This is a genomic window from Enterobacter sp. 241F3 (assembly GCF_034106785.1).
Lineage (GTDB): Bacteria > Pseudomonadota > Gammaproteobacteria > Enterobacterales > Enterobacteriaceae > Enterobacter > Enterobacter vonholyi.
In genome coordinates, this window is record NZ_JAWNDD010000001.1 from 1,319,060 (window position 1) to 1,333,851 (window position 14,792).

At 55.5% G+C, this 14,792-nt stretch carries 15 protein-coding genes; 8 read left to right on the forward strand and 7 right to left on the reverse strand.

All coding sequences use genetic code 11. The annotated features are described in order from the left end of the window. The first annotated feature begins 405 nt into the window (after positions 1–405). The gene (gene fimZ, locus UR504_RS06270; RefSeq protein ID WP_008499339.1) at positions 406–1,038 is read left to right on the forward strand and encodes a fimbria biosynthesis transcriptional regulator FimZ; all 633 of its coding nucleotides are present in this window, start codon (positions 406–408) and stop codon (positions 1,036–1,038) included. 51 nt (positions 1,039–1,089) lie between these two features. Here the strand turns inward: fimZ and sfmF are convergent, their stop codons facing one another. The 6 genes from sfmF to fimA form a co-directional block, all read right to left on the reverse strand. Continuing rightward, positions 1,090–1,611, reverse strand: a complete 522-nt coding sequence (gene sfmF, locus UR504_RS06275; protein ID WP_115874402.1) for a fimbria assembly protein — start codon at positions 1,609–1,611, stop codon at positions 1,090–1,092. Between the two features lie 9 nt (positions 1,612–1,620). Beyond that, positions 1,621–2,628, reverse strand: a complete 1,008-nt coding sequence (gene fimH, locus UR504_RS06280; RefSeq protein WP_115874401.1) for a type 1 fimbria D-mannose specific adhesin FimH — start codon at positions 2,626–2,628, stop codon at positions 1,621–1,623. Beyond that, complete coding sequence (locus tag UR504_RS06285) at positions 2,621–5,182, reverse strand: fimbrial biogenesis usher protein (protein WP_302234314.1); 2,562 nt, start codon at positions 5,180–5,182, stop codon at positions 2,621–2,623. Before UR504_RS06285 ends, fimH begins: the two co-directional genes overlap by 8 nt. Positions 5,183–5,196: 14 nt before the next feature. Next, a complete protein-coding gene (gene fimC, locus UR504_RS06290) occupies positions 5,197–5,889 on the reverse strand; it encodes a type 1 fimbria chaperone FimC (protein WP_127729854.1) in 693 nt (230 codons plus the stop codon). A 34-nt stretch (positions 5,890–5,923) separates the two neighbouring features. Then, positions 5,924–6,469, reverse strand: a complete 546-nt coding sequence (fimI, locus tag UR504_RS06295; RefSeq protein ID WP_302234311.1) for a type 1 fimbrial protein subunit FimI — start codon at positions 6,467–6,469, stop codon at positions 5,924–5,926. A 68-nt stretch (positions 6,470–6,537) separates the two neighbouring features. After that, positions 6,538–7,101: a type 1 fimbrial major subunit FimA gene (gene fimA, locus UR504_RS06300; protein ID WP_023310641.1), complete on the reverse strand. Its 564-nt coding sequence runs from the start codon at positions 7,099–7,101 to the stop codon at positions 6,538–6,540. Positions 7,102–7,411: 310 nt separating this feature from the next. On the opposite strand from fimA, the gene folD reads away from it, so the two are divergent. From folD to UR504_RS06325, 5 genes are all read left to right on the forward strand, one after another. Next, positions 7,412–8,278, forward strand: a complete 867-nt coding sequence (folD, locus tag UR504_RS06305) for a bifunctional methylenetetrahydrofolate dehydrogenase/methenyltetrahydrofolate cyclohydrolase FolD (RefSeq protein WP_008499332.1) — start codon at positions 7,412–7,414, stop codon at positions 8,276–8,278. 1 nt (position 8,279) lies between these two features. Beyond that, positions 8,280–8,492, forward strand: a complete 213-nt coding sequence (gene ybcJ, locus UR504_RS06310; RefSeq protein ID WP_023334767.1) for a ribosome-associated protein YbcJ — start codon at positions 8,280–8,282, stop codon at positions 8,490–8,492. 234 nt (positions 8,493–8,726) lie between these two features. Further along, positions 8,727–10,226 (forward strand): PTS transporter subunit EIIC, encoded by a 1,500-nt coding sequence (locus UR504_RS06315; protein ID WP_024906880.1) that lies wholly within the window; start codon positions 8,727–8,729, stop codon positions 10,224–10,226. Positions 10,227–10,309: 83 nt separating this feature from the next. Next, complete coding sequence (malI, locus tag UR504_RS06320) at positions 10,310–11,326, forward strand: Mal regulon transcriptional regulator MalI (RefSeq protein WP_127729849.1); 1,017 nt, start codon at positions 10,310–10,312, stop codon at positions 11,324–11,326. 73 nt (positions 11,327–11,399) lie between these two features. Next, positions 11,400–11,921, forward strand: a complete 522-nt coding sequence (locus tag UR504_RS06325; protein ID WP_127729846.1) for a metal-dependent hydrolase — start codon at positions 11,400–11,402, stop codon at positions 11,919–11,921. An 86-nt stretch (positions 11,922–12,007) separates the two neighbouring features. Here the strand turns inward: UR504_RS06325 and cysS are convergent, their stop codons facing one another. Further along, a complete protein-coding gene (cysS, locus tag UR504_RS06330) occupies positions 12,008–13,393 on the reverse strand; it encodes a cysteine--tRNA ligase (RefSeq protein WP_127729843.1) in 1,386 nt (461 codons plus the stop codon). Between the two features lie 174 nt (positions 13,394–13,567). Here cysS and ppiB point away from each other — a divergent pair, with 174 nt between their 5' ends. Together ppiB and lpxH are read left to right on the forward strand one after the other, a co-directional pair. Next, entirely contained in the window at positions 13,568–14,062 is a 495-nt protein-coding gene (gene ppiB, locus UR504_RS06335; protein ID WP_111963369.1) for a peptidylprolyl isomerase B, read from the forward strand. A gap of 3 nt (positions 14,063–14,065) precedes the next feature. Next, complete coding sequence (gene lpxH, locus UR504_RS06340; RefSeq protein WP_127729838.1) at positions 14,066–14,788, forward strand: UDP-2,3-diacylglucosamine diphosphatase; 723 nt, start codon at positions 14,066–14,068, stop codon at positions 14,786–14,788. Positions 14,789–14,792: the final 4 nt, after the last annotated feature.

Sequence of the window (14,792 nt, forward strand, 5' to 3'; positions counted from 1 at the left end):
TTAATCAACATAAAGAGATATCTGTTATTTTTTGTTATTACATAAAGATGAAAATATGCGGTAAATGAGATAACAGGATATTTCCGCTAAATTTAAAAAAATAGCGATTCAGATCCAGAAGATAATACAAACCCATAAGCGGATATTAATTTACAGGGTTTTCGGAAAAAACTTACCCTGTATAATAAGATGCGTATCAAATCTGAATAAGAAAAACCTTTTTGCCAACACCAGCCTAATGAGATGACCGCGCTGAGGCATAGTTCTTTTCATTACGTAAACAAGGATGCTTTCGCTCTTTCCAGGGAAATACTACGGTATAGGGATCTGCACATTATATCCTTCCGGCATTTCGAGAGTTTTACAAACTCTGCACAACGCTTTTAACAATCTGAGGCATTAAAAATGAAACCGGCATCCGTTATCATTATGGACGAACATCCTATCGTCAGAATGTCGATAGAAGTCCTGCTACAGAAAAATAAGAATATCACAGTCAAGCTCAAGTCTGGCGATAGCCATGAAGTTCTTGACTGTATCCGCAATCACCCTATCGACTTGGTGATCCTTGACATTGAACTCACGGGCACGGATGCTTTCGCTTTGCTTAAGAGAATCAGAAACTTAAATAAAGACATTAAGGTTCTGTTTCTCTCGTCTAAATCAGAGTTATTTTACGCGGGTCGCGCCATTCGCGCCGGGGCAAATGGCTTCGTCAGTAAGCGTAAAGATTTGGGTGAGATCTACAACGCCGTAGAAATGATCCTGATGGGCTATTCCTTTTTCCCGTCAGAAACGCTGAACTTTATAAACCATTTGGGTTCAGGGAAAGGGATGGCAGTAGATATGCCATTATCGAACCGCGAGGTCACGGTATTACGATATCTGGCGAATGGATTATCCAATAAGGAAATTGCAGAACAGCTACTATTAAGCAACAAAACCATTAGCGCGCATAAATCCAATATTTATTCCAAGCTGGGTGTGCAAAGCATCGTGGAATTAATTGATTACGCCAAAGCGCACGAACTGCTTTAACCTGAATTCACTCCCTGCAGCTTATCTGAGCTGCAGGGAGTGCGGTCAGTGCTAATTATAGTTAATCATAAAGGTGGCATCCGCATCGGCTCGTCCGGGCTGAGGGTTATCGGCAGTGGCAATATAATTAGCATAAAACGACAGTATCGCATTCCCCTGCGCATCAACCGAGACCGGCTGGCTGGCCTGCTGGAGAGCCAGGCGCGTTTTATCCGCATCCCTGATCTCTACCGCGACACGACTTGCAGTACTGGCGTCATTCAGCGCCAGCAGGCCGCTATTGCTCCCGTCGGCTTTACCCGAAAACGTGATGGACGCCGAGCCCGGCGGACAGCCGGTCAGCTTCAGCGTAAACGGCATGGGCTGCGTGCGGCTCCCGGTGGTGCTGAGCTGTTTGGTGGGCCAGGTCCCCAGCGTGACGGTCTTGTCGCTGTCGCTGCCTTCCGCGACGCAGGTAAAATCGACAATATTGCCGTAGAGCCGAATATTAATTTCGCCCAACGCGGTGTCCGCCTGGGCCTGTGTGCAAAGCGCAAAGAGCGCCACGGTGATTAAACGGATCCCGTTTCGCATATCGGCTCCTTAATCGTAATCCACGCGCAAATACCCGCGCGAGGTGAAGCGCCCTTCCGCAGGCTTATTGCCCGTCACGCTCACCGGCCAGACTCGGATCCCCACCTGCGCCTGCGCGCTGTCGTCAAGGCGGAACGGAATTTTACTTGTCAGGTTGTTAGGCGTCAGCGGCGCCCCGCTCTGATTAGCAATGATGAATCCCACATCCGGGTTATCCGACACCAGCACATTATCAGAGACTTTTTCCGCCTCGACGCGCATCGTCAGCATGGCGTTCGCCTCTACGTTGGTGCATTTAATGGCGATGGTTTTACTCTGCGATGAGACGCCCTCCGGTTTGTTACCTACGCCCGCCTTGCTGAACAGGGAGGCGCCAATGTCGCCGAAATCAAATTCCACCACGTTACCGGCATTAATGGCGCAGCTTTGCGGCACCTGAATGGTTCCGCTGTAGCTAATGGTATAGACCGGCGTGGTGAGCGGATCCGAGGAGGTGGTGGTGACGTAGACGCGGAACATGGTGGCGCGCGGGATAACGACCATGTTAATAAAACGCCGGGTCACCTTAAGGCGGAAGACAAGGCTGGAGTCCTGAACGCCAAACGGTTTGTTTTTAGAGACGTTAGGATGGCTCCCCATCTGGATATAGCTTTTTGGCGGATAAAACACGCCAGCATAGCTGTCCGTGATTTTCATGGCCCCGTCCAGATAGTCGTTAAGCTTCAGATACTGGTAGCCATCGCTCGTTCCCGTTACCTGATAATCGGTCACATAGCTACGCTTGGTGGTATTCCCGACGGTGCCCTTCGGGCAGACGGCATTGACCCCTACCCACTGCGACTTCTCGCTGAGCGTCACGACCTGTCCGATCTGGTTATTCGAGCTGTTGAATTTATCCGTCAGATCGTAATGCACTTCCGTCGGCACGCCTTTTTCATTGACGCACACGGTCGCTAATGCGTTTGTCGCGGGCAGTAACGCCAGAAGCGACAAAGCAAAGATTTGAGTTTTAATCACAGCCGATCCCCTTAAGTGTGATTGCCTGTTGCAGGCTCTTTTCAGGCAAGCTATAAGGCGCGCGACACTGGGACTGCGCCCCGTCGCCCCACTGGATCAGCAGTTCGCCTTCCAGCGGCAGCCCGCTCAGGTAAATTTGCCCGTCATCCCCCACCATGCTGGTCACGCCGCTTCGGTTTTCGCGAACCACCGCGCCGAACGGCACCGGCTGGTTGCCGCGCATCACCGTCAGCAGGGCGCGCACGCCGATGCGGGTATCAAAGCTGGCGCGCACCAGCGCGCCTTTGGTCGGCACCACGCTGCTCACGTTGTTTTCGATATCGGTGTTGTTGCTCATGGTGTTGGTATCCAGCGCCACACGGTTGTAGCGGTAGACAGTGGCATACGGCATCACCGCGTAACCACGCCAGTCGGTTCTCACGCCGGTCTGGTTTTCCACGCTGACGCCAGATGCCCCCGGAGCTTTGATCAGCACGTTGGTGTCCCCCAACGGCTGGCTGAAGGTCACGCCATCGGCGTGGCCGACCACCCCGCCGGAGAGCTGCCAGTTGAGATCGTGCTGATCGTCGCTGTAGTTGTAGCCGACGCCCAATGTGCCGTAGGTCGCCTGCCAGTTGGCGCTGGCGCTTCCGCTTGAGCCGTTGGTGCTGGTGTGTCCCTGGGTCACGCTGTAGTTCAGGTTGCGGTCTTCCAGCAGCGTGCCGCTGACGCCGGTTTGCCAGCTTGTGTCGCCATCGCTGTTCCGGCTGGCGGATGCCGTAGCGTAGGCGCGGTCAATCGCGCTGTCCCGGCGATAGCCCTGACGGGTAAAGATACTGAACGGCACGGAGACGTTAAACGACGCGATGCGGTCGGTGCCGTCGATCCCGACGGATTTGTTCCACGACCACGAGACGGAGTAGTTGATCCCCTTCATGCCTCCCGCGTAGCCCAGCTGGTACCAGAGATTCGTCTCGTCTGTTCCCCAGTAGGTCTGCTCGCTACCGGAGATATAGACCGAGCCATAGTCCCCCAGCGACTGAGAAACGTTGAGCTGGAAGCGACCTTTTTTATTCCACGTCAGGTTGTGATAACTCTGCACGTCCGGCACATCGTTATCGTTCTTGCTATCGGCATACTGATAGCCCTCCATTGAGCGCCAGGCCACATCGTCAAGGGTGTAAAACCCTTTTGTGGAGTAGCGGTAGCCCAGCAGCTGGAAGTTGGTGCCGAAGCCGTTAAGGGATTTCGCGTATAGGAAGCGCAGAGACTGCCCTTCATGCTTGCTGTCGTCCGCGAGCTGGCTGCGGGCGTGGGTGATATCGAGCGAGACCGCGCCCCAGTCGCCCAGGTTTTTTCCGGCCCCGACGGCCACCGCGGTATAGCGCGATGCCAGCTGAGTTCCGCCGTAGAGCGTGTAACCGTTGGCGAGACCGGTAATCAGGGTTCCCTGGGTGAAGAATGGCGTATCCTGATCGCTGTTACCGCTGCGGTAATCCCCCGCCACGAGGTCATACTTCCAGCGCCCTTCACGCTGCAGAAGCGGCACGGTGGAGTACGGCACGGTATAGCGCTGCTGGGTGCCGTCTTTCTCTTCGACCGTGACTTCCAGGTCACCGCTTGAGGAGGTGGGGTTAAGATCGGTGATGGCAAATGCGCCCGGCTGCACATAGCTTTGATAGATAACGTAGCCATTCTGTCGAACGACCACTTTGGCGGGCGTACGGGCGATCCCGCGCACGGTCGGCGCGTAGCCCTGCAGGCTGTCCGGGTACATGCTGTCAGACGAGAAAAGCCGCCCGCCGCGAAAACCCATACTGTCGAAGACGCCATTCCCGGTATTGCTGTCGCCCAGCACCAGTTCACTTTTCAGCGGGATGACGGTGCGCTGCGCCCAGGTGCCAATATTCTGCCACTCGCTGTGCCGCTGCCCGTTATTCTGCGTGTACCGCCATGCGCCGTTGTTACGTAAACGCCAGGCGCCATAGTTCAATCCGCTTTGCAGGTTGAGGTAATAGCTGTCGTCTTCGCTTCCCCGGTTACCGGAGAAACTGTAGTTCACTAGTGCGGCGGGGATACCTTCATCCCACTGTTCAGGCGGAATATAGCCCCGGGCGCTGTTTTGCAAAGCCACCTGCGGCAGGCTGACGTCCAGACGCTGCGAGGCAAAGTTGAATACCGTTTCGCTGCCGGGTATGGCCGTTGTCAGCGGAACGCAGGTCTCGCCCTGCACCTTAGCCAGCTCGGGAAACGCCGCAACGTTGACGCCAAAGCGATCGAGCATCGCGCGCGTAATGCAGGCCGACAAACCGCCCGCCACCGGCGGCGTGTTCTCGGCCTGCTCAAAACGCACGTCCTGGGTACCGATAAACTCATCGTTACGCCAGATATCCACGCGATAAACGCCGGGTGCCTGCTGGTGTCCCTGTTCAAAACGCGACAAATCCGCCACGCTGGCGGTATCGTCGGACAAAAAGGCCGGGTTGAAATAACTTTCGCTCCAGCCAGCCTGCGGCCAGAGCGCAGCCATCAGCGCCAGTGCAACCGGGCAGTAACGTCCCTGGTGGTTTTTCATCGCCCTGACTCTGCTCACAGGTTGACGCTACGCGCCGGGGTGATGGCACCGTAGTCATTCACGCTCTGCCAGGAAAGCGTACCGCTGGCACCGGCTGGCAGCACCTGCTGAGACGAACTTTTCGGCGCAACCATCAGGTTGTCCAGCGTCTGCCCGCCCAGCTTCAGATTAACGAGCGTGATGTAATACGGGGACGCGTTGCTGACTTTGAGATGGTTGCCCGTGCGCTCAAACCGCAGCTGGGAAAGCGCCTCTTCCGGCTGCATCGCCAGGTTGTTCGGGCGCACGAACAGCTTGATGCGTGAAAGGATAGCCAGCTGCAGCACGTTATTGTTTTCCGTTTTCGCTTTGTTCACCGACGGGATCGCCTTCACGTTCATGTAAAAGAGCGATTCGCGATCGGCAGGCAGCGCCGGCCCGGCGTAAATAATACGCAGCGTGTTTTCGCTGTTCGGCTCGCTAACAAACAGGGGCGGAGTGACGGCAAACGTTTTTTCTTTTTGCCCGCTCGCATTTTCGATCCACGCGTTAATTAAATAACGTTCCTGTTTGTTGCTGTTGGTGATCGCCAGCGACGTTTGCTTCGCCTCTGCCGGATAAATAACGCGCGTGGCCCCCAGTGCAATACCGCCGGATGCATTTGCGCATGCAGAAACCATCATCAAAATAAACGATAAAAAAAGTCCTGGTTTAATTAGGGTATTCATCACAACCGTACCTTTAATAATGTGTTCGCAGGTGTTACGGATAAATCAACGTAAACCAGACATCCGACTGAATTTTGCCTGGCTCGAGATGTTCGGAAATAGCCCGATAGCGGGCGCTAAAATGGAACGCGAGCTCGCGGGTATCGACAGGCAGCCAGCTGACGGCCGTAGCGTTTGGGATTATCTGACGTTGCTGTTCGTCAAAGAGCGCCAGCCCGACGCCGCTGCTGACGGGTGTTTCACCCGGCCGCGATGTCGCCAGAAAGACCTGCGGATCCTCTGCGGGTGTGACGCCCTTAAACTGGATCCCCACGGTGCGCGAAACATCAACGCTGCAATCCAGCAGCCGTACGGTGAAAGGCACATTCACCGTGGAAAAACTGCCCACACCGGAAAATGAATTGGTTCGGTACTGGCCCATGTCGATGCGCATATTCTGGCTGTCGGGCGCCACGGCGCAGCCGCCGTTCACCAGTTCACCTCTGAGATGAACCTTGCCGCCTTCGATCACCACGGTATGCGCTGATGCCGGGCAAGCCATCGCAAGGGTTAACAGCAGTAGTGTTCCAGTCCTTGTCATCCTTCGTTCCTGGCATTAGCGTATGACGGGCCTCGTCCCTGAGGCCTGAACATCCCTGTGCGGAGGAATTACTCGTATTTCATTACGAAGGTGGCGTCAGCGTTCGCCTGGCCTGGCTCAGTGGTGGCAGCCGTTGATTTGTAACGCGCGGTGAACTTCAGGGTGTTCGTCCCTTCGATCAGCGTCTGCGCAGCAGAGAAGGTCGCGCCGTCCGGGGTCAGAACGCTGGATTTGCTGTCGAGGATCTCGATACCCACGCCTTTCGCGGTGTTGTCGTTGTTACCGGAGGTGACGGCCAGCAGGGTTTTGTCGGTTGGGTCGATCTGACCGGTGAACGCAACGGCTGCAGTTTTGGCAACCAGCGGATCGCAATCGTTCAGTTCAATGTTGAATGGGATATTAGAGGTGGTGTCGCCCACTTTGGTGAATTTCGCGGTACGATACTGACCCAGATTAACGGTCTGCTCGGAAGAATCAGTATTTACTGAACAAGCAGCATTAACCAGCTCACCTTTAAAATGTACGGTACCGCCATTTACGGAAACCGGCGCAGCAGGATCCGCTGCATTTGCGGCACCCGCAACCAGGGCCAAAGTTGCAATAACAGTAGAAGCAATGTTGCTGAGTTTCATGTCTATTCCTTTAAAATGTAAATAACCCTTCCCGCGAATAATCGGGAATAAGAAATACGTTCAATTGATGAATTGAAAGCTTATTTCGGAGGAGACAAAGTAGCTCAGGACACGGTTTTTAAATATGTCAAAACGCTGCCATTTCGCCAGGTCACATCCTAATCCCGCCTAAGAAATTGACCATCCCTTATGAAGGGTTTTTGCGTCACGCTGATAAAAACGCGTAAAGGGTGACTGACAGCGACGCTCGCTTCTGACAAAATACACGCCATCCCCCCTTTCAAACGTTACAGACGGAATCTTCTCTCTGATGGCAGCAAAGATTATTGACGGTAAAACGATTGCGCAGCAGGTGCGCTCTGAGGTCGCGGAAAAAGTGAAGGCGCGTAAAGCTGCCGGAAAACGCGCCCCCGGGCTGGCCGTTGTGCTGGTTGGCAGCAACCCGGCATCGCAAATTTATGTCGGCAGCAAGCGCAAAGCGTGTGAAGAGGTGGGCTTCGTCTCCCGCTCTTACGATTTGCCGGAAACCACCAGCGAAGCAGAACTGCTGGAACTTATTGACACCCTGAACGCCGATAAAGAAATCGACGGTATTCTGGTTCAGCTGCCGCTACCCGCCGGTATCGACAACGTGAAGGTGCTGGAGCGTATCGCACCGGATAAAGACGTGGACGGTTTCCACCCGTACAACGTTGGCCGCCTGTGCCAGCGCGCGCCGCGTCTGCGTCCTTGCACGCCACGCGGTATCGTGACGCTGCTTGAGCGTTATAATATCGACACCTACGGTCTGAATGCCGTGGTCATCGGCGCGTCCAACATCGTGGGCCGTCCGATGAGCATGGAGCTGCTGCTGGCCGGCTGCACCACCACCGTCACCCACCGCTTCACCAAAAACCTGCGCCACCACGTTGAGAACGCCGATCTGCTGATCGTCGCGGTCGGCAAGCCGGGCTTTATTCCGGGCGAGTGGATCAAAGAGGGCGCGATTGTCGTGGACGTCGGGATTAACCGTCTGGAAAACGGCAAAGTGGTCGGCGACGTGGTGTATGAAGATGCCGCCGCGCGCGCGTCTTACATTACCCCCGTACCGGGCGGCGTAGGCCCGATGACCGTAGCAACGTTGATTCAGAACACGCTGCAGGCGTGCGAAGAATATCACGACGTAGAGGATGCGTAAGATGGCGACTTTTTCATTAGGTAAACACCCGCACGTTGAGCTGTGCGACCTGCTCAAGCTGGAAGGCTGGAGCGAAAGCGGCGCACAGGCGAAAATCGTTATCGCCGACGGGCTGGTAAAAGTCGACGGCGTGGTAGAAACGCGCAAGCGCTGCAAGATTGTCGCGGGTCAGACCGTGAGCTTTGAAGGACAGAGCGTAACCGTTACGGCCTGAGCCGTTTGATGCCCTCACCCTAACCCTCTCCCACAGGGAGAGGGGATATAAAATCCCCTCACACCCATCGCGGTTATTTATCGATCCACTTCAAATAATCACTATTTCATCTGTTGAAAAGTGAAAATTCAGTTGCGCGTTTTTCACTCTTTGCCCACGATAAGTAGAACGTTCTACTAAAACGTTCTACTTACAATAACAGCGCAAAAAAAGCGCTACTCGGGGGAAATCAGCATGAGTCTGATATCAGGGTTTGTTAAATCGCTGTCTAAGTTATCGATGATTGGTCGCGCCTTAATGCTGCCAATTTCACTGCTCCCCGCTGCGGGCCTGCTGCTGGCTTTCGGCGATAAGTTCCACCTGCCGCTGATGATGAACGCGGGCGGGGTTATTTTTGATAACCTGCCGATGCTGTTTGCCATTGGCTCCGCCGTGGGTCTGGCGTCAGAATCCGGTATTGCGGCGCTGTCTGCGGCCGTTTCGGTGTTTGTCACGAATATCACCATCAGCACCGTGCTGAGCATCACGCCGGAAATGGCCTCTCAGGGCGGGAAATACGCCATGGTGGTGGGCATTCCGACGCTGCAGATGGGCGTCTTCGGCGGCCTGATCTGCGGTATTCTCGCGGCCTGGTGCTATAACCGCTTCCACACCATGCAGCTTCCGGAATTCCTGGGCTTCTTCTCCGGCAAGCGCTTCGTGGCGATTGCAACGGCGTTCCTCTCGTTCCTGATGGGGCTGCTGCTGCCATACGTCTGGCAGCATATTCAGGCCGGTATCGACGCGCTCTCCGTGGTGGTGAACGGTGATAATCAGGCGGCGTCGACCTTTATCTTCGGTCTGGTAGAGCGCGCGCTGATCCCGCTAGGTCTGCACCATATCTGGTATCCGTCCTTCTGGTATTCGTTTGGGGATTACACCACCCAGGCAGGCCAGGTGATCCACGGCGACCAGACCATCTGGTTCAAGATGCTGGAAGAAGGGGTGAAATCCTTCAGCAGCGACACCTACCAGAACGCTGGTAAGTTCATGCAGGGTGAATTCCCGCTGATGCTGTTCGCGCTGCCTGCGGCATGCCTGGCGATGTATCACGAAGCCCATACGAAGAATAAGAAAATCGCGGCCGGTATTCTGTTCTCCGCGGCGCTGACCTGCTTCCTGACGGGGATCACCGAACCGGTTGAGTTTACCTTTATCTTCGTGGCGCCGATTCTGTACGTCTTTAACGCCATCATGGCGGGCCTGGCCTACATGACCATGTACCTGCTGCATGCGCATATCGCCAAGTCGTTCTCCGCGGGCTTTATTGACTATCTGTCATTCGGGATCCTGCCGTCCTTTAACGGCTACCAGACCCACTTCCTGAGCGCCATTATCATCGGCATTCCAATGGGCCTGATTTATTACTTCACGTTCCGCTTTGTGATCCGTCGTTTCGACGTGAAAACGCCGGGCCGCACTGAAGTGACCGCTAACGCGGATGAGAAATCGGATTCCGAACTCGCGACAGAGATCATCACCCTGCTGGGCGGTGCGCATAACATCGACTCCGTCGGCGCCTGTATCACCCGTCTTCGCCTGGAAGTGACAAAAAGCGAGGTGGTGGATAAAGACGGTCTGAACGGACTCGGCGCGCGCGGCGTGGTGTTTGTCGGCGACAACGGTATTCAGGTGATTTTCGGTGCCAGAGCACAGTTTATCGCCCAGACCATGTCCACCATGATCGGCAAATAATAAGATGCCTGAACGACACGTCTCCTGTACGCTGGGAGACGTGTTTTATCTGGCTGATAATCGGTAAATTTCAGGGAGCGGTTTTGAAGAAAGTCAGCATTATTGATGTCGCAAAGCACGCGGGCGTGTCGGTCTCAACCGTCTCGCTGGTGCTGCGCCAGAAAGGGAAAATCTCAGAGGCAACGATCGAGAAGGTCAACGCTGCCATCAATACGCTGGGCTATGTTCATAACGTTGCCGCTGCCAACCTCCGCGCCAATACGTCCAACCTGATTGGCCTGATCCTCCGTGACTTTAGCGACAGTTTCTCCATCAAGGTGATGGCGAGCATCGTTCAGGATCTCGAAAAACAGGGGTATATGGTTTTTCTCGGTCAGCCCCAGAACGACCATGACCATCTTGAGCGCTGCCTGCTGTCGTTTAAGCAGCAGGGCGTCGCCGGAGTTATCTATCTGGCCTCGGATACCCGCACGTCTACCCTGCCGGAACAGATTCGCCGCTGCCCGCTGCCGCTGGTGGTGGTCTCGCAGTCGCTGCTGGATGAAAAATGCAATCTGGTGATGCGCGATAACCGACAGGCGGCCAGTCTGGCGGTGCGTTATCTTATCGAGCGCGGTCACCGCAATATTGCCTACATTGGCGGACGCGAAGGCTGCCTTATCCGCGCACAGCGCCTGCTCGGTTTTCGCAGCGCGATGGCGCAAAACGGGCTGGTCTGGCGCGATGAATACTCTCCGGCCTGCAGCGATGACACGCTGGCCGCGGGTTTCGCCACCCGCCAGCTGCTGGAAAAAAACAATACCATCACCGCCCTGCTCTGCCACTCGCCGGATGCCATGATCGGCTCCATCTCCGGTATTCATCAGGTCGGGCGTACGGTGGGTAAAGATGTCTTTCTGACGCAGCAGGTCGCGCTGGTCGGTTTCGAAGATATGCTCCACGTTAACCTCACCTCACCCTCGTTTACCTACGTCTCGTCCGCCAGCGAAGAGACGGGGCGTCAGGCGGCCGGGCTGATTATCCGCACGCTGAAGGAGCCGACGCTGCAAACCCAGCGTATTACGCTCTCCGGGCAGCTTATCGCTCGCGAGTCGGCGTAAATTCAGAATTTCGCACAGGTTTTTTAGCGCGGGATGACTGCTATATTTCCATGATTTGCCATGGATAATTACAATGCCTACCGTTATTACGCACGCTGCTGTTCCGCTTTGCCTGGGCTTAGGCCTGGGAACCAAAGTGATTCCTCCCCGCCTGCTGTTTGCCGGGATTATCCTCGCCATGCTTCCGGATGCCGACGTGCTGGCATTTAAATTTGGCGTCGCGTACGGCAATGTTTTCGGCCACCGCGGCTTTACCCACTCCCTGCTGTTTGCCTTCGTGGTGCCGATACTTTGCGTGCTGACTGGACGACGATGGTTCAGGACCAGCCTGACGCGATGCTGGCTGTTTTTAACCGTGTCACTGCTGTCGCACAGCCTGCTGGATTCGATTACCACGGGCGGGAAAGGCGTCGGCTGGCTGTGGCCGTGGTCAGATGAACGTTTCTTTGCGCCTTGGCAGATGATTAAGGTGGCGCCGTTTGCGCTGTCGCGCTATACCACGCCGTACGGGCATGAGGTCATTATCTCGGAACTGCTGTGGGTGTGGCTGCCGGGGGTGGTGCTGATGGGAATGTTGTGGTGGAAAAGAAGGTAAAAAAAAGCCGGGTGGCGGCTGCGCCTTACCCGGCCTACTTTTGCCTGTAGGCCCGGCAAGCGTGAGCGCCTCCGGGCGTTACAGACTTACTTACGGCGCCAGGTGGTTCCCTGCGGGCCGTCTTCCAGGATGATGCCCATCTCGGTCAGACGGTTGCGAGCCGCATCTGCCGCCGCCCAGTCTTTCGCCTGACGCGCTTCCAGACGCGCCTTGATCAACGCTTCAATTTCCGCCACTTCACCGTCATCTGCCTGCGCACCGCTCTGCAGGAACGCGTCCGGCTCCTGCTCCAGCAGGCCAAGCACGGAAGAGAGCTTACGCAGATGGGACGCCAGCGCATTCGCGGCCGCCACATCTTCTGACTTCAGGCGGTTCACTTCGCGCGCCATGTCGAACAGCACGGAGTAGGCTTCCGGTGTGTTGAAGTCGTCGTTCATCACCTCAACGAAGCGAGCTTCGAACGCTTCGCCGCCTGCAGCAGGAACAGACCTGTCGGTACCGCGCAGCGCGGTATACAGGCGCTCCAGAGCCGAGCGCGCCTGTTTCAGGTTCTCTTCGCTGTAGTTCAGCTGGCTGCGATAGTGGCCGGACATCAGGAAGTAGCGAACGGTTTCCGCGTCGTAGTACTTCAGCACGTCGCGCACGGTGAAGAAGTTACCCAGCGATTTCGACATCTTCTCGCGGTCAACCATAACCATCCCGGAGTGCATCCAGTAGTTCACGTACTCGCCGCCGTGGGCGCAGGTGGACTGCGCGATTTCGTTTTCGTGGTGCGGGAACATCAGGTCTGAGCCGCCGCCGTGAATGTCGAAGTGTTTGCCCAGCTGTTTGCAGTTCATCGCGGAACATTCAATGTGCCAGCCCGGACGGCCTTCGCCCCACGGGGATGGCCAGCTTGGTTCACCCTCTTTGGACATTTTCCACAGCACGAAGTCCATCGGGTTACGCTTCACGTCAACCACGTCAACGCGGGCACCGGCCTGGAGCTGATCCAGATCCTGACGGGAAAGCGCACCGTAGGTGGGGTCCGTCGGCACGGAGAACATGACGTCGCCGTTGTCCGCAACGTAGGCATGACCGCGGGCGATCAGCTTTTCGGTGATCTCGATGATTTCGTGAATATGGTGGGTCGCGCGCGGCTCGCTGTCCGGACGCAGAATATTCAGGGCGTCGAAGTCTTTGTGCATCTCAGCGATCATGCGATCCACCAGCGCGACAAAGCTTTCGCCGTTTTCATTGGCGCGCTTGATGATCTTATCGTCGATGTCGGTGATGTTGCGCACGTATTTCAGGTTGTACCCCAGAAAACGCAGGTAGCGAGACACCACGTCGAAGGCGACAAAGGTACGGCCATGGCCAATATGACAGAGATCGTAAACCGTAATACCACACACGTACATGCCAACTTCCCCGGCATGGATAGGTTTAAATTCCTCTTTTTGGCGCGTCATTGTATTAAAGATTTTTAACATCGAAGATTCCATGTAAACACGTGTGTGGTTGAAAACCGGCTATTCTACCCGTAATTCAAATCCGAAGCAGCACACAATGCAAGGTGATCGCATCCTGTGGTTATGCTATAACAAGCCCCTATAGATGACCCGAAGGCGGGTCGACGTACCACAATAACGGAACAGGATGCAAAAATGGTTACTTTCCACACTAATCATGGCGATATCGTAATCAAAACCTTTGATGACAAAGCGCCTGAAACAGTTAAAAACTTCCTGGACTACTGCCGCGAAGGTTTCTACAACAACACCATTTTCCACCGCGTGATCAACGGTTTTATGATCCAGGGCGGCGGTTTCGAACCTGGCATGAACCAGAAAGCCACCAAAGAAGCGATCAAAAACGAAGCGAACAACGGCCTGAAAAACACCCGCGGCACGCTGGCGATGGCGCGTACTCAGGCACCTCACTCTGCTACCGCGCAGTTCTTCATTAACGTGGCTGACAACGACTTCCTGAACTTCTCCGGCGAAAGCCTGCAGGGTTGGGGCTACTGCGTATTCGCAGAAGTGGTTGAAGGTATGGACGTGGTTGACAAGATCAAAGCCGTCGCTACTGGCCGCAGCGGTATGCACCAGGACGTTCCTAAAGAAGACGTTGTGATTACAAGCGTGACCGTCAGCGAGTAATTGGTGGCGACACTCTTTATTGCAGATCTGCATCTGCAAACAGAAGAACCGGCGATTACCGCCGGTTTTCTGCGTTTTTTACGCGGTGAAGCGAAAAGCGCCGATGCGCTGTACATCCTGGGCGACCTGTTTGAAGCCTGGATTGGCGACGACGACCCTAACCCGCTGCACCGTGAAATGGCCGCCGCCATTCACGCGCTGGTAGATTCCGGCGTCCCCTGCTACTTCATTCACGGCAATCGTGATTTCCTGATCGGCAAGCGCTACGCCCGCGAAAGCGGCATGACGCTGCTGCCGGAAGAACGGGTGCTCGATCTCTATGGCCGCAAGGTCCTGATCATGCACGGCGACACGCTCTGCACCGACGATACCGGCTACCTGGCGTTTCGCGCCAAGGTCCACACCCCGTGGATCCAGAAGGTGTTCCTTGCCCTGCCGCTGTTTATCCGCAACCGTATCGCCGCCAGAATGCGTGCGGGCAGCAAAGCCGCCAACAGCAGCAAATCCATGACCATCATGGACGTGAATCCGCAGGCCGTGGTGAGCGTGATGGAAAAGCATGGCGTTCAGTGGTTGATACACGGTCATACCCATCGTCCAGACGTCCATTCCCTTATCGCCAACGGCGAACCGGCCCATCGCGTGGTGTTGGGAGCCTGGCACACCGAAGGCTCCATGGTCAAAGTCACGCCAGAGGGCGTCGAGCTGATCGCTTTCCCGTTTTAATCCC